The organism is Pseudomonas sp. PME37.24/006 (assembly GCF_055556635.1).
Window position 1 is genome coordinate 233,349 of the sequence record NZ_JBVHNL010000001.1, and the last position, 23,717, is coordinate 257,065.

Annotated in this window: 20 protein-coding genes and 3 tRNA genes; 10 read left to right on the top strand and 13 right to left on the bottom strand. The window is 60.8% G+C overall.

Annotation, left to right across the window (positions count from 1 at the left end; translation table 11 throughout):
* Positions 1-80: 80 nt before the first annotated feature.
* Positions 81-1,082 (bottom strand): outer membrane protein assembly factor BamD, encoded by a 1,002-nt coding sequence (locus ACZ3GY_RS01090; protein WP_465908639.1) that lies wholly within the window; start codon positions 1,080-1,082, stop codon positions 81-83.
* 147 nt (positions 1,083-1,229) lie between these two features.
* On the opposite strand from ACZ3GY_RS01090, the gene rluD reads away from it, so the two are divergent.
* From rluD to clpB, 3 genes are all read left to right on the top strand, one after another.
* On the top strand, positions 1,230-2,204 hold the full coding sequence (gene rluD / locus ACZ3GY_RS01095; RefSeq protein WP_463563555.1) for a 23S rRNA pseudouridine(1911/1915/1917) synthase RluD: 975 nt from the start codon (positions 1,230-1,232) through the stop codon (positions 2,202-2,204).
* Complete coding sequence (gene pgeF, locus ACZ3GY_RS01100) at positions 2,201-2,941, top strand: peptidoglycan editing factor PgeF (RefSeq protein WP_465908640.1); 741 nt, start codon at positions 2,201-2,203, stop codon at positions 2,939-2,941. Before rluD ends, pgeF begins: the two co-directional genes overlap by 4 nt.
* Positions 2,942-3,111: 170 nt before the next feature.
* Complete coding sequence (clpB, locus tag ACZ3GY_RS01105; protein ID WP_465908641.1) at positions 3,112-5,676, top strand: ATP-dependent chaperone ClpB; 2,565 nt, start codon at positions 3,112-3,114, stop codon at positions 5,674-5,676.
* A gap of 329 nt (positions 5,677-6,005) precedes the next feature.
* Here clpB and ACZ3GY_RS01110 read toward each other — a convergent pair whose 3' ends face one another.
* Genes ACZ3GY_RS01110 through ACZ3GY_RS01125 form a run of 4 tightly spaced genes read right to left on the bottom strand, consistent with a single transcriptional unit; the run spans position 6,006 to position 9,458 of the window.
* Entirely contained in the window at positions 6,006-6,635 is a 630-nt protein-coding gene (locus ACZ3GY_RS01110; protein WP_465908642.1) for an ABC-type transport auxiliary lipoprotein family protein, read from the bottom strand.
* Positions 6,632-7,549, bottom strand: a complete 918-nt coding sequence (locus tag ACZ3GY_RS01115; RefSeq protein ID WP_463563559.1) for an MlaD family protein — start codon at positions 7,547-7,549, stop codon at positions 6,632-6,634. Before ACZ3GY_RS01115 ends, ACZ3GY_RS01110 begins: the two co-directional genes overlap by 4 nt.
* Positions 7,549-8,331 carry an ABC transporter ATP-binding protein gene (locus ACZ3GY_RS01120; protein WP_465908643.1) on the bottom strand — a complete coding sequence of 261 codons (783 nt, stop codon included), beginning with the start codon at positions 8,329-8,331 and terminating at the stop codon, positions 7,549-7,551. Before ACZ3GY_RS01120 ends, ACZ3GY_RS01115 begins: the two co-directional genes overlap by 1 nt.
* Positions 8,328-9,458 carry an MlaE family ABC transporter permease gene (locus ACZ3GY_RS01125; RefSeq protein ID WP_465908644.1) on the bottom strand — a complete coding sequence of 377 codons (1,131 nt, stop codon included), beginning with the start codon at positions 9,456-9,458 and terminating at the stop codon, positions 8,328-8,330. Before ACZ3GY_RS01125 ends, ACZ3GY_RS01120 begins: the two co-directional genes overlap by 4 nt.
* A gap of 272 nt (positions 9,459-9,730) precedes the next feature.
* Here ACZ3GY_RS01125 and ACZ3GY_RS01130 point away from each other — a divergent pair, with 272 nt between their 5' ends.
* Together ACZ3GY_RS01130 and ACZ3GY_RS01135 are read left to right on the top strand one after the other, a co-directional pair.
* Positions 9,731-10,333, top strand: coding sequence for a nitroreductase family protein (locus tag ACZ3GY_RS01130; protein WP_465908645.1), 603 nt, complete (start codon positions 9,731-9,733; stop codon positions 10,331-10,333).
* Between the two features lie 114 nt (positions 10,334-10,447).
* Positions 10,448-10,870: an HPF/RaiA family ribosome-associated protein gene (locus ACZ3GY_RS01135; protein ID WP_465908646.1), complete on the top strand. Its 423-nt coding sequence runs from the start codon at positions 10,448-10,450 to the stop codon at positions 10,868-10,870.
* Between the two features lie 121 nt (positions 10,871-10,991).
* On the opposite strand, the gene ACZ3GY_RS01140 is transcribed toward ACZ3GY_RS01135, so the two are convergent.
* Positions 10,992-11,495 carry an ATP synthase subunit B family protein gene (locus ACZ3GY_RS01140; RefSeq protein WP_225835455.1) on the bottom strand — a complete coding sequence of 168 codons (504 nt, stop codon included), beginning with the start codon at positions 11,493-11,495 and terminating at the stop codon, positions 10,992-10,994.
* Between the two features lie 404 nt (positions 11,496-11,899).
* On the opposite strand from ACZ3GY_RS01140, the gene ACZ3GY_RS01145 reads away from it, so the two are divergent.
* Positions 11,900-13,063 (top strand): iron-containing alcohol dehydrogenase, encoded by a 1,164-nt coding sequence (locus ACZ3GY_RS01145; protein ID WP_465908647.1) that lies wholly within the window; start codon positions 11,900-11,902, stop codon positions 13,061-13,063.
* An 87-nt stretch (positions 13,064-13,150) separates the two neighbouring features.
* Positions 13,151-13,585, top strand: coding sequence for an acyl-CoA thioesterase (locus tag ACZ3GY_RS01150; RefSeq protein ID WP_465908648.1), 435 nt, complete (start codon positions 13,151-13,153; stop codon positions 13,583-13,585).
* A gap of 40 nt (positions 13,586-13,625) precedes the next feature.
* Here the strand turns inward: ACZ3GY_RS01150 and ACZ3GY_RS01155 are convergent, their stop codons facing one another.
* The 6 genes from ACZ3GY_RS01155 to ACZ3GY_RS01180 all read right to left on the bottom strand — a co-directional run bounded on the left by ACZ3GY_RS01155 (position 13,626) and on the right by ACZ3GY_RS01180 (position 21,317).
* On the bottom strand, positions 13,626-14,060 hold the full coding sequence (locus ACZ3GY_RS01155) for a glycine zipper domain-containing protein (RefSeq protein WP_465908650.1): 435 nt from the start codon (positions 14,058-14,060) through the stop codon (positions 13,626-13,628).
* 203 nt (positions 14,061-14,263) lie between these two features.
* Positions 14,264-14,983 (bottom strand): TorF family putative porin, encoded by a 720-nt coding sequence (locus ACZ3GY_RS01160; RefSeq protein ID WP_463563566.1) that lies wholly within the window; start codon positions 14,981-14,983, stop codon positions 14,264-14,266.
* A gap of 357 nt (positions 14,984-15,340) precedes the next feature.
* Complete coding sequence (locus ACZ3GY_RS01165; protein WP_465908651.1) at positions 15,341-17,662, bottom strand: FdhF/YdeP family oxidoreductase; 2,322 nt, start codon at positions 17,660-17,662, stop codon at positions 15,341-15,343.
* A gap of 2 nt (positions 17,663-17,664) precedes the next feature.
* A complete protein-coding gene (gene fdhD / locus ACZ3GY_RS01170; protein WP_465908652.1) occupies positions 17,665-18,510 on the bottom strand; it encodes a formate dehydrogenase accessory sulfurtransferase FdhD in 846 nt (281 codons plus the stop codon).
* A gap of 149 nt (positions 18,511-18,659) precedes the next feature.
* Positions 18,660-19,004: a PilZ domain-containing protein gene (locus tag ACZ3GY_RS01175; protein ID WP_465908653.1), complete on the bottom strand. Its 345-nt coding sequence runs from the start codon at positions 19,002-19,004 to the stop codon at positions 18,660-18,662.
* Positions 19,005-19,013: 9 nt separating this feature from the next.
* Complete coding sequence (locus ACZ3GY_RS01180) at positions 19,014-21,317, bottom strand: DUF1631 domain-containing protein (protein ID WP_465908654.1); 2,304 nt, start codon at positions 21,315-21,317, stop codon at positions 19,014-19,016.
* 209 nt (positions 21,318-21,526) lie between these two features.
* Between ACZ3GY_RS01180 and ACZ3GY_RS01185 the strand changes: the two genes are divergently transcribed.
* The 3 genes from ACZ3GY_RS01185 (at position 21,527) to ACZ3GY_RS01195 (ending at position 21,770) form a co-directional block, all read left to right on the top strand.
* Positions 21,527-21,602, top strand: a tRNA-Asn gene (locus ACZ3GY_RS01185).
* 10 nt (positions 21,603-21,612) lie between these two features.
* Positions 21,613-21,689 (top strand) — tRNA-Pro (locus ACZ3GY_RS01190).
* A gap of 5 nt (positions 21,690-21,694) precedes the next feature.
* Positions 21,695-21,770, top strand: a tRNA-Lys gene (locus tag ACZ3GY_RS01195).
* Positions 21,771-22,192: 422 nt separating this feature from the next.
* Here ACZ3GY_RS01195 and ACZ3GY_RS01200 read toward each other — a convergent pair.
* Positions 22,193-23,491: an NAD(P)/FAD-dependent oxidoreductase gene (locus tag ACZ3GY_RS01200; RefSeq protein ID WP_465908655.1), complete on the bottom strand. Its 1,299-nt coding sequence runs from the start codon at positions 23,489-23,491 to the stop codon at positions 22,193-22,195.
* Between the last annotated feature and the right edge of the window lie 226 nt (positions 23,492-23,717).

The following is a 23,717-nucleotide window of genomic DNA, read 5'->3' on the forward strand; positions in this document are numbered from 1 at the left end:
TTGCTTGGTCAGCGTTTTTGCACCGCCGAAATGCAAGATGCCAGTCTGTTGACTGGCATCTTGCTGCGTATGGCGCTTATTTAGTCGAACAGGCCGAACGTCATGTAGCTGAACCAAGAGCGCTTGCTGCCTTGTGGCTCTTCGCTTTGCTCGCCCTGATTTTCCGGCTTCAGTTCAGACGGAATCTGATCCGCAGCTTCTTCGTACTGACGAATCACGTCTTGGCTCGCCTGAGTTTGGCTCGGTGGCGGCGGCACGTCGCTTTCGATCAGGCCCAGCGTGGCCTTGGCCAGCCAGGAGCGGTTGTCGGCATCTTCTTCGCGTGGCACGAATTGGCCGTCGACCAGGCTCGAATGATCCGGGTAGTTGAGCTTGAGGGTTTCCAGGCTGGTGGCTGCCAGGTCATCGAGGGTCAGGCGTTGATAGGCCTCGACCATCACCGCCAGGCCGTCACCAACGGCTGGCGTTTCCTGAAAGTTCTCCACCACGTAGCGGCCACGGTTGGCGGCGGCGACGTAGGCTTCACGGCTCAGATAGTAGTGGGCCACGTGAATTTCGTAGGCAGCCAGCAGGTTGCGTAGGTAGATCATGCGCTGCTTGGCATCTGGCGCGTAGCGGCTGTTCGGGTAGCGGCTGGTGAGCTGGGCGAACTCGTTGTAGGAGTCGCGGGCGGCACCTGGGTCACGCTTGGTCATGTCCAGCGGGAGGAAGCGCGCCACAATGCCGCGATCCTGGTCGAACGAAGCCAGGCCCTTGAGGTAGTAGGCATAGTCGACATTCGGATGCTGCGGGTGCAGACGGATGAAACGCTCAGCGGAGGCGCGCGCGGCTTCCGGCTCGGCGTTCTTGTAGTTCGCGTAGATCAGCTCGAGCTGCGACTGCTCGGCATAGCGCCCGAACGGGTAGCGGGACTCCAGGGCCTTGAGCTTGGTGACGGCGCTGGTGTAGCTGCCGTTATCCAAATCTTGCTGAGCCTGCTGATAGAGTTCTGCCTCGCTGAGGTTTTCATCCAGGACTTCCTTGGACGAACAGGCGGCGGTGAGTGCGAGGATGGCGATCAGCAGCAGGTGTTTCACTTGCATGGCGGCTTGCGTCCCTGGGACGGCGGCTGTCTTGGGCAGGGCCGTCCTGTTATGATGAGCGCCCCCGGTACCCCTGGGGCAAAGACGCCGTATTTAACCACAAGCGTGTAGCTGAAACCAAAGGCTATGCCCCCTCCGTTGCCGAGCATGTCATCTATTAATAAGCAGGCTATTCAGTTATCCGCCGAGGTGCCCTACGATCTGGGCGGTCAACGCCTCGACCAAGTCGCCGCCCAGCTGTTCGCCGAGCACTCGCGCTCGCGCCTGTCCGGCTGGATCAAGGAAGGCAATCTGACCGTCGATGGTCAGGTGCTACGCCCCCGTGACATCGTTCACGGGGGCTCCGTGCTGGCCCTTTCTGCCGAGCAGGAGGCCCAGGGTGAATGGGTCGCCCAGGACATTGCGCTCAATATCGTCTACGAGGACGAACACATTCTGGTGATCGACAAGCCCGCAGGGCTGGTCGTGCACCCGGCTGCCGGTCATGCCGATGGCACCTTGCTCAATGCGCTGCTGCACCACGTACCGGACATCGTCAACGTGCCGCGGGCGGGCATCGTGCATCGCCTGGACAAGGACACCACCGGTCTGATGGTGGTGGCCAAGACCATCGAGGCGCAGACTCGCCTGGTCGATCAGTTGCAGAAGCGTACGGTCAGCCGCATTTACGAATGCATCGTGATCGGCGTGATCACTGCAGGCGGCAAGATCAACGCGCCTATCGGTCGTAGCTCCTCGCAGCGCCAGCGCATGGCCGTTTCCGATGGCGGCAAGCCGGCGGTCAGCCATTACCGCGTGCTCGAACGTTTCCGTTCGCATACCCACAGCCGGGTCAAGCTGGAAACCGGGCGCACCCACCAGATTCGCGTGCACATGAGCCATATCGGCTACCCATTGGTCGGCGATCCTGTGTATGGCGGGCGCTTCCGCATCCCGCCTGCGGCCAGTCAGACCATGGTGCAGAGCCTCAAAGAGTTTCCGCGTCAGGCCCTGCACGCCCGTTTCCTCGAGCTGGATCATCCGCTTACCGGTGAACGGATGAAGTGGCAATCGCCTTTGCCCGATGATTTCGTCTGGTTGCTGACGCTGCTGCGCCAGGATCGCGAGGCGTTTATTGGATGAGTGACAAGGCCCATGACTGGCTCACGCCGCATTGGCCCGCTCCCGAGTGGGTACGCACCTGCGTGACCACTCGGGCGGGTGGCGTGAGTGCGGCGCCCTACGACAGCTTCAACCTCGCCGCGCATGTCGAGGATGATCCGCAGGCTGTGGTCAAGAATCGTCAGCGGCTCCTGAGCCAGCTGGGTTGCCGCCCGGCCTGGTTGCAGCAGGTGCACGGCATCGCTGTCGCTCAGGCTGACCCGGAGAGCGTCGAGGAAGCCGATGCCAGTTGGACGGCTACGACGGGCGTCGCCTGTACGGTGATGACCGCCGACTGCCTGCCTGCATTGTTCTGCGACCGCGCAGGCACTCGTGTGGCGGCCGCTCATGCTGGCTGGCGTGGGTTGGCCGGTGGTGTATTGGAGGCCACGCTCGATGCGCTTGCCATCGAGCCTGAGGAAACTCTGGTCTGGCTGGGCCCGGCCATTGGCCCGCAGTCATTCGAGGTCGGCGCCGAAGTGCGCGAGGCTTTCGTCAGCCTGCATGCCCAGGCGGCCAGTGCCTTTGTGCCGAGCGAGAATGCCGGGCGCTTTATGGCGGATATCTACCAGTTAGCGCGCATTCGGCTTGCCGCACGCGGTATTAGCGCGGTGTATGGCGGGGGATTCTGCACCGTCAATGACTCACGCTTCTATTCCTACCGTCGCGCCGCCCAGACCGGCCGCTTCGCCTCGCTGATCTGGTTGGCAGATCGCTAAGGCAGGCCTCCCGGGTATCGCTGCTCAACCATTCAGCACTCATCTGACCCTTATCAAAATCACCCCGCTTGAAACGCGCACAATCGGCCTCATCTATTCTCCATCTCGGCAGGTTATTGGTTTAGGCGCATGCACCGCGCTGGCCTGCCCTATAAAGGAAGGATGACGCTATGCGAATCGACCGTTTGACCAGCAAGTTACAACTTGCCCTTTCCGATGCCCAGTCGCTGGCTGTCGGCCATGACCATTCCGCCATCGAGCCGCTGCACCTGATGCAGGCGCTGCTCGACCAGCAGGGTGGCACCATCCGCCCGCTGCTGATGCAGGTAGGCTTTGATGTGAACAGCCTGCGCGAAGCCTTGAGCAAAGAGCTCGATCACCTGGCCAAGATCCAGACCCCCACCGGCGATGTGAGCCTGTCCCAGGATCTGGCACGTCTGCTCAATCAGGCCGACCGCCTGTCGCAGCAGAAAGGTGACCAGTTCATCTCCAGCGAACTGGTGCTGCTCGCCGCCATGGACGACAACACCAAGCTGGGCAAGCTGTTGCTCGGCCAGGGTGTTAGCCGCAAAGCTCTGGAGAACGCAGTCAACAACCTGCGTGGCGGCGATGCCGTGAACGACCCGAATATCGAAGAGTCCCGCCAGGCGCTGGATAAATACACCGTCGACCTGACCAAACGTGCCGAAGAGGGCAAGCTCGATCCGGTGATTGGCCGTGACGATGAAATTCGCCGCACCATCCAGGTACTGCAGCGGCGTACCAAGAACAACCCAGTGCTGATCGGTGAACCTGGTGTGGGCAAGACGGCCATTGCCGAAGGTCTGGCGCAGCGCATCGTTAACGGTGAAGTACCGGACGGGCTTAAAGATAAGCGGCTTTTGTCATTGGACATGGGCTCGTTGATTGCCGGCGCCAAGTTCCGCGGTGAGTTCGAGGAACGCCTCAAGGCCGTGCTCAATGAGCTGTCCAAGCAGGAAGGCCGCGTCATCCTGTTTATCGACGAGCTGCACACCATGGTCGGCGCCGGCAAGGCCGAGGGCGCCATGGACGCCGGCAACATGCTTAAACCGTCGCTGGCGCGTGGCGAGCTGCATTGCGTGGGTGCCACTACCCTGAACGAGTACCGCCAGTTCATCGAAAAGGATGCCGCGCTGGAGCGTCGCTTCCAGAAAGTGCTGGTCGATGAGCCGAGCGAGGAAGACACCATCGCCATCCTGCGCGGCCTCAAGGAACGCTATGAGGTACACCACAAGGTGGCGATCACCGACGGCGCGATCATCGCTGCGGCCAAGCTCAGCCACCGTTACATCACCGATCGTCAGTTGCCGGACAAGGCCATCGACCTGATCGACGAAGCGGCCAGCCGCATCCGCATGGAAATCGACTCCAAGCCGGAAGTGCTCGACCGCCTGGATCGTCGTCTGATTCAGCTCAAGGTGGAGGCTCAGGCGTTGCGCAAGGAGGAGGACGAGGCTGCCAAGAAGCGCTTTGCCAAGCTGCAGGACGATATCGCCAAGCTGGAGAAGGAGTATTCCGACCTCGATGAAATCTGGAAGTCGGAAAAGGCCGAAGTCCAAGGTTCGGCGCAGATCCAGCAGAAGATCGAACAGTCGCGCACCGAACTCGAAGCGGCGCGCCGCAAGGGCGACCTGAACCGCATGGCCGAGCTGCAGTATGGGGTGATTCCCGATCTGGAGCGCAGCCTGCAGATGGTCGACCAGCATGGCAAAACTGAAAACCAGTTGCTGCGCAGCAAGGTGACCGAGGAGGAGATTGCCGAGGTGGTCTCCAAGTGGACAGGCATCCCGGTGTCGAAGATGCTCGAAGGTGAGCGCGACAAGCTGCTGAAGATGGAGGGGCTGCTGCACCAGCGCGTTATCGGTCAGGATGAGGCAGTGGTTGCCGTGGCCAATGCGGTGCGTCGTTCACGCGCTGGCCTATCCGACCCGAATCGCCCAAGCGGCTCGTTTCTGTTCCTCGGCCCGACCGGCGTCGGCAAGACCGAGCTGTGCAAGGCGCTGGCCGAGTTCCTCTTCGATACCGAGGAGGCACTGGTGCGCATCGACATGTCCGAGTTCATGGAGAAGCATTCCGTGGCTCGCCTGATCGGTGCGCCGCCAGGCTACGTTGGCTACGAGGAGGGCGGCTACCTGACCGAAGCGGTACGCCGCAAGCCCTATTCGGTGGTGCTGCTCGATGAGGTCGAGAAGGCTCACCCGGATGTCTTCAACGTATTGCTGCAGGTGCTCGAAGATGGCCGCCTGACCGACAGCCATGGCCGCACCGTGGATTTCAAGAACACGGTGATCGTGATGACCTCCAACCTGGGGTCGGCGCAGATTCAGGAGCTGGTCGGCGACCGTGAGGCGCAGCGTGCGGCGGTGATGGATGCGGTGGGTAACCACTTCCGTCCGGAGTTCGTTAACCGCATCGACGAAGTGGTGGTGTTCGAGCCGCTGGCCCGTGAGCAGATCGCCGGTATCGCGCGTATTCAGCTCAGCCGTCTGCTGGAGCGTCTGGCCGAGCGTGAGCTGAGCCTGGAACTGTCCGATGAGGCCATGGATAAGCTGGTCGCCGTGGGGTATGACCCGGTATACGGTGCGCGGCCTTTGAAGCGTGCAATCCAGCGCTGGATCGAAAACCCGCTGGCGCAGATGATTCTGGCGGGCAAGTTCAATCCGGGTAGCACCGTGATCGGCAAGGTCGAAGGCGAGGAAATCGTCTTCGCCTGACGTCTGCGGTAGCGGCAAAACAAACGGCCGGTGTGATCGCTCACATCGGCCGTTTTGTTGTGACGTCACGTAGAACCGTAGCCTGGATTAGCCGTAGGCGTAATCCGGGAGCGATCTATGACATTTGCATTCATTGGCGGTAAACGACGGATTACGCTTCGCTAATCCGCCCTACGATATTCGTGGCGCGACGCGTAACCCGCCAGGCGATAGCCGGTGCTGCACCCATGGTGGGTTAAGGTGCTGCGGAAAATCTATGTCCTCAGGTTGTGTGACAAGCACCTAACCCACCCTACGGTTTAGGTTTGGCATGCAATGCCGTGCACTGCTCAAGGCTTGCTGGTATTCGGTGCGTTGCGCTGGCCTTGCTCAATTACCCAGTCGATCAACTGGCGCGAGAGCTGGTCGTTGGCGGTACCGAACGTTTTTACGACCGACTCCACGGCGACATCGCTTGCGATCTGGCGCACTTCGAAGCGACGGCTGGCGAGAATGCGCTGGTTGCCTCCCTGTACCAGCCGGGCGTCGAGCAGAATGTGCACCTCCGGCCGGCCATTGCGGTATTCGGTCTGAAACGCACGCAAATCACTGCTCAGTTCGAGGTCGGCCTGCAGGCGGCCTTCGTCGCTGCTGACGGCGCCGACGCGGCCATCATCGAGAAAGGCGCCGATCAGCCGATCACGAAACAGGGCGGGGGCACGGTCGCTCCAGCGTGCGCCTTGATAAGCGCTGATCAGATCGCCCTCGGGCAACACGGCAATGCGTGGGCTGTCGAGCAACTGGCTGCTTTGCGGGCGGTTGACCCGCAGGGACCAGTCCTGCTGCAGCGCATCCGAGGCGCGTACCGGCAGGTTACTGGGCAGCAGGTAAACGTTCAGCGCTTCGCCCGAGGGAAGAATCGAGCAGGCGCTGAGCAGACCGGTCAGCAACAGGGCGCCAGCGGTGGCGAATGCTTTCATGGTTGGAACTCCTTGATGCTGTCGCTGCGCAGCAAGTAGCCGGCGGGATCTTCTTCCAGTCGCCGCGAGAACGAGCGCAGCGAGCCGAGGGTGTCACGCAGTTCGTTGATGGCCGGGCCCAGCTCGCCGATGCCCTGCATACCGCCGTCGAGGGCGGCGCGGTTGTCCTGCAGCAGTTGTTCGATGTTGGTGCTGGTACGCTCCAGCGAGGTCACCAAGCGCTCGGCACTGTCCAGGGTGTTCTGGGCCGGGCCGGTAAACAGCTGGTTGGCGTTTTTCATCAGGGCAGCCGCTTCGCGCCCGGCGGTGCTCATCTGGGTCAGCGCTTCACGCAGCTCGTCGCGTTGCTCGGATACGCTGGCGGTGATCTGCTCGAGGTTGCGTAGGGTCTTGGCGATATTTTGGGTGTTCTCACGGGAAAACATGGCGTTAGCGCGATCCAGCAGGCGAGTGACGCTCACCATCAGGTCTTCGCCGTTGGCCATCAACCGTGACAGTGGCGAGCGGTCGGCGATGATCACCGGCGTACCACCATTGCTGGCTTTCAAAGGCGGGCTCTCGGGCGAGCCGCCGTGCAGCTGGATCACCGCACCACCGGTGATGTTGGTGATGGTCAGGCGGGCGCGGGTGTCTTCCTTGATGGGGGTCGCGCTGGTGATGCGGATATTCGCGTGCACCTTGCGCGGGTCCTGCGGGTCGAGCGTCAGGCTGGTGACGTCACCGACGCGGATGCCGCTGTACTGCACGGCGCTACCCTGAGACAAACCGCTGACCGCTTCCGCGAAAATCACTTCGTAATAGTTGAACTGCTTGTCGGCGCTGGATTTACCCAGCCACAGGGCGAATAGCAGGATGGCGCTGACTATCGCCACCGTGAACATCCCGATCAGTACGTGATGGGCGCGCGGTTCCATTAAAAGCTCCTAGGCACAGCGGCCTGCTCGGCAGCGCGTCCGCGCGGCCCGTGAAAATAGTCGTGAATCCATGGGTCGTCTGTAGCGGCCACCACGTCAAGCGTATCGGCCACCAGTACGCGCTTCTGCGACAGCACTGCAACTCGGTCACACAAGGTGTAAAGCGTATCCAGATCGTGGGTGACCAGGAAAACACTGAGGCCCAGGGCATCGCGCAGGGTGCGAATCAATTGATCGAAAGCTGCGGCGCCAATCGGATCGAGGCCTGCAGTCGGCTCGTCGAGAAACAGGATGTCCGGCTCCAGCGCCAGGGCGCGGGCCAGTGCGGCTCGCTTGATCATGCCGCCAGACAGTTCGGTTGGGTACTTGTCGCCAGCATGGCTGGGCAGGCCGACCAGCGCGACCTTGGATTCGGCCAGGCGCTCGGCATGAGCGCGGCTGAGCCCGGCATGTTCGATCAGCGGCAGAGCGATGTTTTCCAGCACGGTGAGTGAGGAGAACAGGGCGCCTCGCTGGTAGAGCACACCGAAACGACGTTCCAGTTCGGAACGACGTTGCGCCGATAGCGTCAGCAGATCTTCGCCGAATACCCGCACCGTGCCGGCGTTGGGCTGGCGCAGGCCGACGATGGTGCGCAGCAGTACCGACTTGCCAGTGCCCGAGCCGCCGACCACACCGAGCACTTCGCCGCGGTACAGATCCAGGTTCAGGTGCTGATGCACCACCTGTGGGCCGAACTGATTGGTCAGGTCGCGGACCTGAATGATCGCGTCGTCACTCACCAGCCCATCTCCATCAAAAACAGCGCGGCCAGGGCGTCCACCACGATCACCACGAAGATCGATTGCACCACGCTGGACGTGGTGCGCTCACCCACGGACTGCGCGCTGCCAGTGACCTTGAAACCTTCCAGGCAGCCGATCACGGCGATCAGAAAGGCGAAGATCGGCGCCTTGAGCATGCCCACCAGGAAGTGATTGATCGGGATATTTTCCTGCAGCACGTTGATGAACATCGTCAGCGAGATATCCAGCGTCAGCATGCACACCATGGCGCCGCCGATCATGCCGCACAGCATGGCAATAAAAGTCAGCAGCGGCAGGGCGATGAGCATGGCGAACACCCGCGGCAACACCAGAAGTTCCATGGGATTGAGACCCAGGGTGCGGATCGCGTCGATTTCCTCGTTGGCCTTCATCGAGCCGATCTGTGCGGTGAAGGCGCTGGCCGTGCGACCGGCCATGAGAATGGCGGTGAGCAGCACACCGAATTCGCGCAGGAACGAGAATGCCACGAGGTCGACCGTGTAGATGGTCGCGCCGAAGTCGGTCAGGATGGTCGCGCCAAGGAATGCCACCACAGCGCCCACCAGAAACGTCAGCAGGGCGACGATGGGCACCGCATTGAGGCCGATCTGTTCCAGGTGCGAAGCCAGGGATGTCAGCCGCCAGCGGCGCGGGTTGAGCAAAATCAGCAGCATGCTGCTGAGCGTTAGGCCAACGAACCCCAGCAACCCGACGGCCTTGTGCCAAACACCTTCCACCACTTCGCCGATATGGCCGAAGAACTCACGGTAGGTCGAGTGGGTGGGATGCTCAGGAGCCTGCTGATCCTGTTGCATAGCCGTGGCAACGGTGTGTAGCAAGGCGCGGCGTTCGTCGCTGAGTGCTGCTTTGGGCAGTAACAGGATCAGACGTTCGGCGCCGAGCAACTCCACCAGCAAGCTGGCGCCGGCGGTATCCAGGGCGTCCAGTTCGCTGAGGTCTGCATGCAGATCATTCGCCAGGTTGCGCCTGATAGCGTCTACCTGAACCACCAGCGCGCCGTAATGGGCAAGCGTCCAGTCCCCCGCCACCTTGAGTGTGGCAGCGTCGGCAGTGGGAGCGGAGATGTAAGGCGGGTGGGTCATGGTCGACAGCTTAACGCTCGAACGTTCCTATGGAACAGCCGTAATAGAGCCTCAAGGGATATCTTGTAAACCCTTGCCGTAACGGAGGCGGCTCAATGCACCCGCAAGGTAGGCGCTGACTGCAGGTCATGGGTAATCGACTGGCTAAGCCGAGTGGGGTTCGAATAAATCGTTGCAGGCGATGAATTGCATCGCAAAAGCCCGGTGGCTTTGTCTCGGCTGCTTACCTAGCATGGCGGAGAGTTTTTCCATCACCGTTTCCGGAGTTATCCATGCATATCGACGAAGCCATCCGCAGCCGCCGCGCCATCAAGGGTTACGACGCCGGTTTTACCCTCAGCAACGAAGAGAAGAGCGAGCTGTTGCAGCTGGCTCTGCTCGCGCCGTCAGCTTTCAACCTGCAGCATGTACGACTGGTCGAGGTCAGTGATCCGGCGTTGCGTCAGCAGATCCGTGAAGCCGGCTGGGGCCAGGCGCAAATGACCGATGCCTCGATGCTGGTGGTGATTTGTGCGCAGGTCGATAGCTGGGAAAAGAATGTCAGCCGCGTGTGGGAAGGCGCGCCGGTGGAGGTGCAGCAGTACATGGCGGGTGCCATCGACACCTATTACCGCGACAAGCCCCAGGTACAACGCGATGAAACCATGCGCAGCTGTGGCCTGATGGCGCAGACGCTGATGCTGGCCGCGCGTGGCAAGGGCCTGGATTCCTGCCCCATGGACGGCTTCGATTTCGACGCTGTGGGCAAGCTGATCAACCTGCCGGACAACCACGTGATCGGCCTGATGGTCGCGGTCGGCAAGAAGGCCATCGACGCCAAACCGCGGATCGGCAAGCTGCCGTTCGATGAAGTGGTTATCCGCGATCGCTTCTGATCATCCTTTCACTGTTTGCCCTTGCTGCGTATCTTGGCGTTAGGGCAAACAGCAGGAACCTAGTTCTGATCTGTTGCCTCCAAGCTTGTAGACCCGTCAAAAGCGAGGAATCACATGCAAGTTCAAGTGAACAGCAACCATATCGAAGGCAGTGCGCGTCTCCAGGAATGGGTGGGCGCATCGGTGGCGGATCGGCTGGAGCGTTATGAGGAGTTTCTGTCGCGTGTCGAAGTGCACATCAGCGACGAGAACGGCAGCAAGAGCGGCGCCGATGACAAGCGCTGCCAGATCGAAGCGCGGCCCAAGGGCCATCAGCCGCTTTCGGTCACCCACAAGGCCGAATCGCTGGATCAGGCTGTAGAGGGCGCCGCCGAGAAAATGCGCCACGCGCTGGAGCATCTGGTCGGCAAACTGGAAAGCAAGGCGGTCGGCACCGGGCATCTCGAGCAGGAACTGGATGCCAGCGAAGCGGAGAACTCCGATGCGCTGCTGCAGGAAGAATTTCTGGAGCGTCAGGAGGCGCTCGGCAAGGAGTGATCCTTCGATGCGCTTACTCCCTTGAGTAAGCGCATGATCCTCAAAGCTCTATCCCGCATATAAAAAACAGGCCCTTTGTGGCGTCGCTTGGTGTGACGCTACACAGGGCCTGTTTCGTTTATCAGGCAACCAGGCTACGACCGATAAAGTCTGGTGACTCGGTCTGCCGGTAAGTCGAGATGGCTTGCTCGGCTAATCGCGGGCTGACCTGATAACCGTTGCTGGCCGCTGGAACAGTTTCCAGCTGCGTCCGCTGCCTTGCCAGACTCTCGGCCGAGAGCGGGTTGAGCGCTTCCTGACGCTGTTCCTGCAGAGCCTCAAGGCGCTGTTCACGTAGCTGCTCGTTGAGCGCTTGCACTGCGTCTTGACGTTCCTGGCGTAATTGCAGGGCGCGTTCTTGCTGTTGATCCTGCTGGGCAATGCGCTCGTCACGCGCCTCACGCAGTTGCTCCTGACGATCCTGTTCAAGACGCTGGCGTTCCAGCAAGCGCTCCTGAGCATCGTCCAGCCGCTGAGTAGCAGGTGCCACTCGCTCCAGTTGATTGGTTTGCAGACCATTACCAACGTTGCCGACTGGGCGATAGCTGTACTGCCCGATATTCATGCCGTCGATAGAAAGGGGCATGAGTCACCTCCATCTTCGTTTCGATGTTTCCAGTCTAAGCCCGGAGAAACGTCTTCCTTAGGCGGATGTGTCATAACCCCAAGAACCGGATGGACTAGCACTTTTTCGGCAGCAGAATGTCGCCCAACGGCGTCGATATATGTCGATGCGCGCCAAAGGCGCATGGTTACTGGGCTGTGGCGCTCCAGCCAAAATGCAAAGGCAAGATGCTTGAAAGACTGCGTGCGGCCACCTGGCCTGTTAGCCAGCATGAAGTAGTCGACGAGCGGCAGCTAAGGCGGGCTCCACGAGGCAGATGATGTTTCCCGACCTACTATGAGTACATGGGCCTTGCCAGGGTGACAGCACAAGGAGCATGGCCTTCACGCGCACATTCGCGCGCATCACAAGAAGAGGAAAGCGTCATGCAGCCATTTAGTTTTGCTACAGCCGCCCATCTCATCTGCGAACCGGGAGCCGTGCAACGGCTCGTTCCCTTGTGTAGAGCATGGGGAGCGCGCTCGGTGGTGCTGATCACCGATGCCGGTGTAGCGCGGCTCGATTTTTTCGAAGAGGTACGGGCAGCTTTCGCAGGCAGTGACGTGGCGCTGCACGTATTCGACGGTGTGACGGCCGGTGCCCCGGAGAGCGTGGTAAGCAGTGCGGCGCAATTCGCCAAGAACGTACAGGCGAGTCTGATCGTCGGCTTCGGTGGTGGCAGCTCGCTGGATGTGGCCAAGTTGGTTGCCTTGTTGGCGCACCCGGATTGCCGGCAGTCGCTAAGTGATTTGTATGGTGTCGACAAGGCCGTTGGGCAGCGGTTGCCGTTGATCCAGGTGCCAACTACTGCAGGTAGCGGCTCCGAAGTTACGCCCATCGCGGTGGTTACCACGGCCCATTCAACGCGTATTGCGGTGGTGTCGGCTCGTCTGCTGCCAGATCTGGCGCTGCTCGATGCCGATCTCACTCTGCAATTGCCTGCACCCGTAACCGCAGCCTGCGGCATGCTGGCGATGGGGCATGCGGTGGAGGCCTATACCGGCGCGCGGCGCAAGAATCCGCTGTCCGACATGCTCGCTCGCGAGGCTTTGCGATTGCTCGGTGCCAATCTCGACGAAGCGGTACATAACGGCGGCAGTCTCGAGGCCCGGCAGGCCATGCTGCTGGGTTCCTGTCTTGCCGGGCAGGCGTATGCCAATGCGCCGCTGGCAGCCGTACATGCTCTGGCGTATCCCCTCGGCGGGCATTGCCAGGTACCGCACGGCGTGAGTACGGCGGTGCTGCTGCCCCATGTGCTGGGCTTCAACGCATCTGTCGCCGCGCCGCTCTATGAAGAGCTGGCACCGCTGCTGCTGGGCGAGCGCCTTCGTGCGGGCGATGCTACGGATCACACCGAGCAGTTCATCATCGAACTGGTCGATCTCAGCGAGCGCAGTGGCCTGCCTGCGCGTCTGCGCGATATAGGCGTTGACCAGTCTCTGCTGCCGCGCTTGGCGACCGATGCCATGCTGCATGAGCGTCTGCTGGCCAATAATCCCCGGGAGATGACCCAGGCCCATGCGCTGGCGATCTATCAGGTCGCTTACTAACCGAGCTGCGCGTCTCTCGCTGTAGGTTGTCAGCGTCGATGAGGGCCGGCACCATGCCGGCTTCTCTCTTATCCGAGGCGTCGTCCCATGCAGCAGCCGCAGCACCTGCGCGAGCACTATCGCCACTTCCAGCCGATCACTACGCGCTGGCATGACAACGACCTGTACGGGCACGTCAATAACGTCACCTATTACGGCTATTTCGACAGCGCGGTGAACACCTACCTGATCGAAGTGGGGGGGCTGGATATTCATCGCGGTGAAATCGTCGGGTTCGTGGTGAGTTCGAGCTGCGACTACTTCGCGTCGATTGCCTTTCCCGAGCACATCGAGATCGGCTTGCGAGTCGGCAATCTGGGCAACAGTTCGGTGCAGTACGAGCTGGCGGTATTCAAGGAAGGGGAAGAGCAAGCCTGCGCCGCTGGGCGCTTCGTGCATGTGTTCGTCGACAGGTCGAGCAACCGGCCGGCTGCGATACCTGAAACATTGCGGTTGGCGATGGAGGCGTTGAAGGTCTCTTGAACGACCAAGGGCGCTGAAGGCGCCCTTGGTTGTATATGGATTAACGGTGACGGTGTTTGTGATGGCGTTTGTGGTGCTTCTTGCCATGACGATGGCCGTTATCGCGGTAGCGGGATTCGTTGCGGTTGCTGTCGGCCATCTCGTTGGCCAGAGCACCACCGGCTGCACCACCCAGGCCTGCGCCAATGGTCGAGGCCGTGCCGCCACCGAACTGGTTGCCCAGCACGGAGCCGGCGGAGGCACCCAGGCCGCCGCCCAATGCAGCTTCGGTCTTGTTGCGTGAGCTGATGGCGCCACCGGCAGCACCGCCGAGGCCGGCGCCGATCGCGGCACCTGTGCTGCCGCCCAGATGCTGGCCGACGATATTGCCGAGCGCGCCGCCGACACCACTACCAATCGCGGTCTTGGTGGTATCGGCGTTGGCCAGGGGAGAAACCAGTGCACTGAAAGCGAGTGCGGTAAGGAATGTACGCATCGCGCAACCCTCGAAAAATACCCTTGCGGGCGTAGTCATGGCAGTGCCATGGATCATGCGGTCGCCATTACTGTGCGGCGACACAAGCTTAGAGCCTGATCTGCAAGGAAATTCCCGAGATGGGGATTAAAGATACATGGGTGAATGTATCAAGATGTGTGCGGTGCAGGCCCGGCCCAGCGCGGCCGCGGGTGGGCGGCTGTTTAGAACAGCGAGCGCGATGCTTTGATCAGGAACCAGCCCTCACACTCGGTGTTATGGCCTGAATAGGCAGAGCATGCATCACCGCTCAAGCTGGAATCCGAGTAGGAAAAATCGAAGTCGATTCCTTTCCAGGGCCGCGACAGACTCAGCGACCAGTCGTTGAAGGAGCTGACCTGCCCACCACCGGAAATATTTTTAGGGTTGTCGAGCAGGTGATTGCCGTAGCGCACGACGACGGCCATGCCCAGCAGGCTGACACGGCCAAGGTCGGCCAGCACCGTACTGTTGAAGCGGCTTGGGTCATTGCTGAAGGAGAAACCGAAGCGGCGCGCGTCATACGTCAGGCCTGCGTAAACGTCCTGACTGTCGAGGTAGGTGTAGCCCGGATGGCTGTAGCGAATCGTGCCGACTTCGTAGCCGAGCGAATCGACGAACTGCTGTCGATAGCCGACATAGCTGTTGAGCTCCATGCGACTACCCGGGCTGATCCCCAAGTTGGGTGACCATTGACCGAGGTACCAGCCGCTCGGGTGGCTCAGGTCGAGGCCGCCGTGGAAGGTACCGCCACTCTCTGGCTTGACCAGCCCCTGAGCCATGCTGCGACTTGGCGTGGTGCCCAGATTGAGTTCGTAGTCACCCAGTTCCCGCTCCAGGATCGCCGCCTGGGCTTGAATGCTCAGCAGAGCCGCCCCTAGCAGGACGGCAGATGGAAAACGCATGGAATTCCTCCCGTTGCAGGCGAATGACGTCAGCTGCAGAGCTGCTCAATGGCGCGGCTCGGCGGATCATTCGCACGGTGTTGCTCGTCTGGCAGAAACCCGAAGGGCCACATCGTGGCTTGGGCAAGAAACGCTATGCGCTTCGGTTGAGCGCTTGGTCTGGCACGTTAACTGACGAAAGTAACGGCAAAGGGACATCAGTGGGTATTTTTACCAATGTGTTTGGCAGATTCCGACGAAATGCAGCAACTTCGGCCGCTATTCGGTGCCACGCCACGCCGAAGGGGATGCTTCGGCTGAGTGTCGCCTCCATCTCACCCAGGTCGAGATGCCTGGGCGAGATGGAGGCGTTACCGATTACAGGATGCGCGCAGTCTGCTCGGCAGCGTGCAGGCGAATGGCAACGAACTTGGATGTCGGTGTGTGGCTGCCCAGACCGACGCTTTCCAGCGGCACCAGTGGGTTGGCCTCGGGGTAATAGGCTGCCGCCTGGCCGGCTGGAATGTCGAATGCCAGCAGGGTAAAGCCAACCACTTTGCGCTCGATACCGTCGTCCCACAGCGAAGTGATGTCGACTTTCTGCCCGTGCTTGTAGCCAAGTCGCGTAAGGTCGGCCTCGTTGACGAACAGCACGTCACGCTGACCCCGAACGCCGCGGTAGCGGTCGTCGAGACCATAGATGGTGGTGTTGTACTGGTCGTGGGAACGCATGGTCTGCAGGATCAGATCCGGCGTTTGACCACTGTTACGCACCTGCGGCGGCAGCAGATCGGCGAGCAAGGTGTTGGACTTGAAGTTGGCCTTGCCGGTGGTAGTTTTCCACTGACGGGCGCCAGCCGAGTTCCCCAGGTAGAAACCACCTGGGTGCTGCACGCGCTGGTTGAAATCCTGGAAGCCGGGAATGGTGTCGGCGATCAGCTCTCGGATCTGGTCGTAGTCGGCGATCATGGCGTCCCAGTCGACCGGATGGTTACCCAGTGTGGCTTTGGCAATGCCGGCGACGATCGAGGGTTCCGAACGCATTTGTCGGGACAGCGGCTCCAACTGGCCGTTGGACGCGTGGATCATGCTGAACGAGTCTTCTACGGTTATCGCCTGCGGGCCGGTGGCCTGATGATCGATATCGGTACGGCCCAGGCACGGCAGGATCAGCGCATCGGTGCCGGTGGTCAGGTGGCTGCGGTTGAGCTTGGTGCTGATCTGTACGGTCAACTCGCAGTTCTGCAGCGCTTTATGGGTGCGCGGGCTGTCTGGCGTAGCCTGGGCGAAGTTGCCACCCAGGGCGATGAACACCTTGGCATGGCCGTCGACCATGGCGTTGATCGCTTCGACGGTGTTGTGGCCGTTTTCGCGGGGTACCTTGAACTGGAAGCGCTTCTCGATGTTGTCGAGCAGCACCACCGGCGGGCGATCATTGATGCCCATGGTGCGGTCACCCTGCACGTTGCTGTGACCACGTACCGGGCACAGGCCAGCGCCGGGGCGGCCAAGGTTGCCACGCAGCAACTGCAGGTTGACGATTTCCTGGATGGTAGCCACTGAGTGCAGGTGCTGGGTGATGCCCATTGCCCAGCACATGATGACCTTCTCGGCGCGGCGATACATCAGCGCTGCTTGCTCGATGTCTTCCAGGGTCAGGCCTGACTGTTCGACCAGCGACTGCCAGGATGTATCATCCAGCACCGCCAGGTAGGCGTCGACACCATCGGTGTGTTCGGCGATGAAGGCGTGGTCGAATACCGGCTTGTCACCCTTGGCGACCGCTTCGCGCTCCCATTGCAGCAGGAACTTGGCGATGCCGCGCAGCGCCGCCATATCGCCACCCAGTGCCGGGCGGAAGAACGCGGTGTTGAGTGGCTCGGAACCGTTGGTGAGCATTTCCAGAGCGTGTTGCGGATGCTGAAAGCGCTCCAGGCCACGCTCCTTCAGTGGGTTGAAAGCAACGACCTGGGCGCCACGCTTCACCGCCTCACGCAGCGGCTCGAGCATGCGGGGGTGGTTGGTGCCTGGGTTCTGGCCAAGGACGAAGATCGCATCGGCGTGCTCGAAGTCGGCAAAGGTCACGCTGCCTTTGCCGATACCGACGCTCTGGGTCAGTGCGACACCGCTGGCCTCGTGGCACATGTTCGAGCAGTCGGGGAAGTTGTTGGTACCGAATGCCCGCACGAACAGCTGATACAGGAACGCCGCCTCGTTGCTGGCCCGGCCCGAGGTGTAGAACTCGGCCTGGTTGGGGCTTTCGAGGTTTTTCAGGTGTTTGGCGATCAGGCTGAAGGCATCGTCCCAGGAGGTGGGCACGTAGCGATCGGTGGCGGCGTCGTAGCGCATCGGCTCGGTCAGGCGGCCCTGATACTCGAGCCAGTAGTCGCTTTGCTCACGCAGCTGGCTGACGGTGTACTTGGCGAAGAACTTCGCGTCGACACGACGTTTGGTGGCTTCCCAGTTAACCGCCTTGGCGCCGTTCTCACAGAACTTGATGTGGCCGTCTTCCGGGGAATCGCCCCAGGCGCAGCCGGGGCAGTCGAAACCACCGTTCTGGTTGGTCTTGAGCAGCGCGCGCAGGTTCTTGAACGGCTGTTTACTGTCCAGCCAGAACTGGGTGACGCTGATCAGCGCACCCCAACCGGCGGCAGCGCCTTTATAGGGTTTGTAACGCGGGTTAACGGGTTGCAGGCTCATGGTTATTCTTCTCTGGCAGGCGGCGCGGGGCTGTAGACCCGGGGCGCGCTGTGGTGGGGCAGATGGATCAGGTTGAGGTTGTGCCGGCGCGCCCATTGCACGGTAAGGGCGGTCGGGGCCGAAAGGCTGACCAGGTTGCCGATGCCGGCTCTGACCGCCTTGTGAATAAGCTCCAGGCTGCAGCGGCTAGTCACCACCGCGAAGCCCTGGCGTACATCCTGGCGCTCGCGCAGCAGTGCGCCGATCAGCTTGTCCAGCGCGTTGTGCCGGCCGATGTCTTCCCGGCAGGCGCGTATCTCGCCACTGCCATCGACATACAGCGCGGCATGCAGTGCGCCGCTACGACGGGCCAGATCCTGCACGGCGGCGATCCGCTCGCGTAGGTCAACCAGGTGCGCCGCCTCGGGCAGTTCAGCCTGGGGCAGCGTGGCCAGTTGCGGCAGCGCCTGATCGAGCGCTTCCACGCCGCACAGGCCGCAACCACTGGTACCGGCTAGTTGACGACGTTGTTGTTTCATCGCCCAGAAGGCGCGGCTGCTGATCTCGACATCTGCATTGATCGACGCGCCGAGGTGGCGCAAGCGGATGTCATAAATATCGTCGATGGAGTCAACCACTGCGCTTGTCACGCTGAAGCCGGTAATGAAGTCTTCCACGGCCGTAGGTGAAACCATCATCACCGCATGGCTGATGCCGTTATAGCTGATGGCCAACGCGCTTTCCTGCGCCAGAACGGCAGAATCAGTGGCTTGTGGGTTACCAAGCTGCGCAAAGGCATAGCCTTCCGGCTGCGGTGCAGCGGGCTCGTTGGAATCAGGAACGGTAGATATCTCGGCTAACCGGGGCACGGCAAGCTCCCCTGCGACGGATTGACACAGAGAAGCCTAGGCGCTTGCTCCGGCGGCGTCTAATCGCTGTTACCGATATGCTGATCGACGCGATCTATCGGCTTGCTCGCCCAGGCTCTGCAATAAGGGTTTTGGGGCGGCTCAGCCGTTTACGCTGACGCCTTAAAGTGCTGCAACAGCGCGTTCAGCGCTTCCGTGTTGGGCTGATCGATATCGATGATGCGATAGCCGGCCCAGCATTGCTGGCCCGGCTCGCCCATACGGCTCCACAGGCAATCGCCGATAAAGTGCAACTCGCCAACACCGTTTAGCGGTATCGAGCAAACCAGTTGGCACTCCACCAGCGTATCCGCAGGCTGAGGTGTCGTGCAGCAGAGCATAAGGCCGTCTTTGGAAATATCAGCGACGCGCCCGAGGTAGCGCCCACTGTGTTGCTCGAATACCTCGAGCAGCGAGGTGGTTGGGTAGCGGCTGTGCTGGCGACGATCATCCATACGCGGTTCTCAGTGAGTACGGCCGGTGAGCTGTTGCAGAACACGATAAACGGCGGTTAGCGCGCGATCGACCATCGGCGCTGCCCGATCCGGCTTACTGAAACGGGCTGTGCCCTGTTCCATTTCCTGGGCCAACTGGCTGACCGATTTGACCGCAGCACGCTGACCGTTCGGGTCAACGAACATGTAGTTGTGGGTTGTCGGGCTGTACCAGGACAACTTCAGCGTTTGGCGTTTATCGCCGTTGATGAACTCGAACCACGTACCGAATTCGACCTTCTCGAGCTCACGCACCAGGCGCTGGCCATTTTGTGAAAGCGTGGTGTTGGCCAGGGAAGGGTCGAGCAGCGCCGCCTCATCTCCCAGCATGGCACCCAGTTGGCTGGGGCTGGGCGGCAATGTCATGCCAGAGGCGAGTTCGGGTTGTCCCGCCTGAACGGCATGCTGACAGGCGACCAGATCCTGAAGTAGACGGCGGATGTCATCTTCGTGGTAGCCGCCTAGCAGCATCAAGCCTTTGCGCAACTCTTCGAGCATCTCTATACGCAGATGCTGCAGTCGATCACGTTGCGTGGCGTCGAGCGGTATTCCGCTCCAGGCCAGCTGCTCGGCCGTTTCGCTGGCGCGCTGCCATTCGTTGCTGGATGAGCCATGGCGTAACTGAATGAACACCAGTACATCAATCCAGGTGCGCTCCAGGAAGTGACGAATGATCGGCGGCGGTGAGCGTTTGGCCAGGCTTTGAGCGATGACCTGGGCAGACCGGTGTCGGGCGGCCAGCAGTTTGTCGCGGCCCTTGGCTGTTTCTACCGTCCGCCGTTCCTGGAGATCTACCCGCTGCTTGAGTGTGCCGGTGAGCTCATTGAATTCCTTGAGCAGCTCGTCGAACAGGCGCAGGTCGCCGCTGAAGTGCTGAATCACTTGCTTCACCACCCAATGTACCTTGGCCAGCAGGCCGTGGGCTTCATCCGGTGCACCATAGAGAACACCAGCTTTAGCCATGGCATTGATCAACTGGCGCGCTGGATGGTGTTGCTGGGTGAACAGGGCTTTATCCAGCAGTGCCACTTTCAGGTAGGGCGTGTGCAGGTGGGAGAGGGCTATCTTGTAGGGCTGCGGCAGATTGTCGTCATCGAGGATAAAGTCGAACAGCATGCCCACCAGGTCGATGACATCGGTTTCCCTGTTGCCCAGTCGATGCTGTTGTGGCTCCTCGCTATGGCTGGCCAGTTGTCGCTGCAGGTCGGCCTTCAGCCCGGCAACCTGCTGCGGTTGTTCCAGCCGCTGGGCCAGCTCGATGGCGGACGTTTGCTGCATGCGATTCAGGGCTGCCAGCAAATCGGCCGCATCATAAGTGCGCCTGGCGCCTTCGGGCGCGAAGCTGGCCATGCTTGGCGTACTGCCGGGCTGGCTAAGGGTGCTCTGTTGCTTGCGATATTCGGCGAGCAGGGCGCCTAGACCTTCGACCAGTAGCTCCATGTTGGCGGGTGGGGCGGCATCAAGATCGAGCAGCGGGGGCTCGTCATGCGCTTCACTCGTCGGGGTGTTGGCGGTGTGTGGCGTCATCTTCGTCTGCGAAGACGGGGGCGCCTGCTCTGGCGTGCGTGCTGAGGTGTATTTGAGGTTGGGCAGCACGCCTGCATCTATCAAACGCTGATTGAGCGCGTCATAGAGTTTGTCCAGCTCGTGCATGAGCTGTTTGTCGAACAGGCTGTACAGCACCAGTTTGATTCTCAGTGGCAGCTCGCAGGGGCCAAGGGCCGTGAGAAATGCCTGGGCTATCGTTTTGGGTGCGAGCGGATTGCTGCCTTCCGGCAGCGGTTGGCCGTTATTGAGAAGCGCAAGGCGCTGCTCTAAAGCGAACAGTGCCTGGGCGCAGCGGGCCTGAACCCGGCTGGCCATATTGGTCACCTGGAGGATTTCTTCGTAGTCCTCGTTCTGCACCAGCGCCAAATCCTCGGCGTGTATATCCGTAGGCGATACAGCGCTAGCAACCAGCTTGCCGTCGAGAAAGTCGGCAATGCTCTGAGAAATGCTCAGGTGGTAGTGGCGTTCAATCTGCGGACGCAATGTGCGGATGCTGCGCATGCTTTCGAAGAACAGTGCCTGAACCTGATTGTTCTCTGCTTTCTCTGCGCACTGAAAGAGGGTGTCGTCGACTTGGGCGAAGGTGCGCGCCAGATTGTCCGCTAGATGATTGAGTACCAGCTTGCGACAGCTTTGCCCCAGCTCACTGAAGCGTGGCTGAATGCCTCGGCTTGCCAGTGTGCGCGAACCATTTTGGTGGGGCGGCGGCGTGCCTTGAGTGGTCATCGGTATTCCTGGGTGAGACCTCACTGCGGTGCTTCAAACAGTGCAGGTATTCGGTGAAGGTATAGCAAATGGCCATTCTTTCGCAAAGCATTGTCATAAAAGCAATTTAGGGGGTTGACAGTAGCTCGCGGAACCGTAAAATGGCGCGCCTCTGCAGCGGCAATTGGCGAAAGCCAAAAGCTAGTAACAGAGACTGAAAGAAGCATAGTTCCGCGATAGCTCAGTCGGTAGAGCAAATGACTGTTAATCATTGGGTCCCTGGTTCGAGTCCAGGTCGCGGAGCCAATCTTTCCTTCGGGGTGTAGCGCAGTCCGGTAGCGCGCCTGCTTTGGGAGCAGGATGTCAGGAGTTCGAATCCCCTCACCCCGACCATTTTTGGGTCGTTAGCTCAGTTGGTAGAGCAGTTGGCTTTTAACCAATTGGTCGTAGGTTCGAATCCCACACGACCCACCATTTCAAGCTCTGCTTGAGTAAGAAACCCGCCTAGTGCGGGTTTTTTGCTTTCCGGGCCATGCACATAACATTTCTAGAGCCATCTTTAAGAAGGGCGCCGAGGTTGTCACTCGGCGCCCTTCTTAGGATCAATGCAGCTTTAGTCGCGGATCGGTACTGCGCCCGATACGGTCGCTAAGCATCAGCAGGGACGTAGGGTGGATGACGCTCTTTTCATCCACCATCGCGGCCGCGGAGCGGTGGACGGATGAAGCGTCGTCCACCCTACGACAGGCCGCTCTCAGGATTAATGCAGCCGTAGGATGGGTGAAACCCATCAATTGCTGGTGGGTTTCACCGCCTGGCCCGACCTATCCTGCGATCTACGAGGGGCCGCTCCCGCCTTCATGACGCCGAGCATACTGCCCGGCGCCCCCTCGGGATCAATGCAGCTTTAGTCGCGGATCGGTACTACGCCCGATACGGTCGCTAAGCATCAGCAGCAGGGTGCGGAAGGGGCCATAGAGCGCCATCTGGTGCATGCGATACAGCGATATGTAAAACATGCGAGCCAGCCAGCCTTCCAGCTTCACGCTGCCCATCAGGTTACCCATCAGATTGCCAACGGCGCTAAAGCTCGACAGCGAGATCAGCGAGCCGTAGTCCTTGTAGGTGTAGGTGGGCAACGGCTGCTTCTGCAGGCGTAAGGTGAGCGACTTGACCAGTAGCGAAGCTTGCTGGTGAGCCGCCTGCGCACGCGGCGGTACGTTGCGCTCGCTGCCATCACCCATCGGGCAAGCGGCGCAGTCACCGAAGGCGAAGATGTTCTCGTCGCGGGTGGTTTGCAGGGTCGGTGTGACCACTAGCTGATTGATCCGATTGTTTTCCAGGCCATCTAGATCCTTCAAAAAGGCCGGCGCACGGATGCCCGCCGCCCAGACCTTGAGGCTCGCAGGAATATGCTCGCCACTGGCGGTAAGCAAACCGTCGGCAGTCACCTCTTTCACCGCAGCGTTGGTCATCACGGTTACGCCGAGCTTCTGCAAGGTGCGGTGAACGGGGGCGCTGATGCGTTCCGGCAGGGCCGGCAGCACGCGGGGGCCCGCTTCGATCAGAGTGATGCGCATGTTCTCGGGGCGAATGCGATCCAGCCCATAGGCCGCTAATTGATGAGCGGCGTGGTGCAGCTCGGCTGCCAGTTCCACGCCGGTGGCGCCGGCGCCGACGATGGCGACGCTGATCTGGTCGTTGTCACCGTTACCGGCATGAGCGCGCAGGTAGTGGCTGAGCATCTTGCGGTGGAAGCGTTCGGCTTGTTCGCGGGTGTCGAGGAAGATGCAGTGGCTGGCCGCCCCTTCGGTGCCGAAGTCATTGGTGGTGCTGCCTACCGCGATCACCAGAGAGTCGTAAGCGAGTTCGCGTGCAGGCACCAGTTCGCGGTCGTCCTCATCCAGCGTTGCGGCAAGCTGGATGGTTTTTCGTTCGCGATCCAGTCCACTCATGCGGCCGATCTGGAATTCGAAGTGGTTCCATTTCGCCTGAGCAACATAGTTGAGCTCGTTCTCCGTGGAGTTCAGCGAGCCGGCGGCGACTTCATGCAGCAGCGGTTTCCAGATGTGTGTCAGGTTGGCGTCGGCAAGGGTGATATGGGCTTTGCCACGCTTGCCCAGGGTTCTTCCCAGGCGTGTGGCGAGTTCCAGGCCGCCGGCTCCGCCGCCAACGATTACGATTCGATGGGTCATCGATACTTCTCACAAGGCTAAAAAAAAGGTGTTGAGTCCGGGCGAGCAAGGCTCGAAGCGCCAGGCAACTCAGGGGTGCGGCTCGGCAGATCGGATCAATCTGACGCACGATACGATGCTGAGAAACACTCAGGTAGTCATCGACTCGACGTTGATCGCCAAGGTTCAATCGGCCGAGCATGAACCTCGCAAAATGCGCTCAGTCTAGCAGGGCGCCACTGAGCGC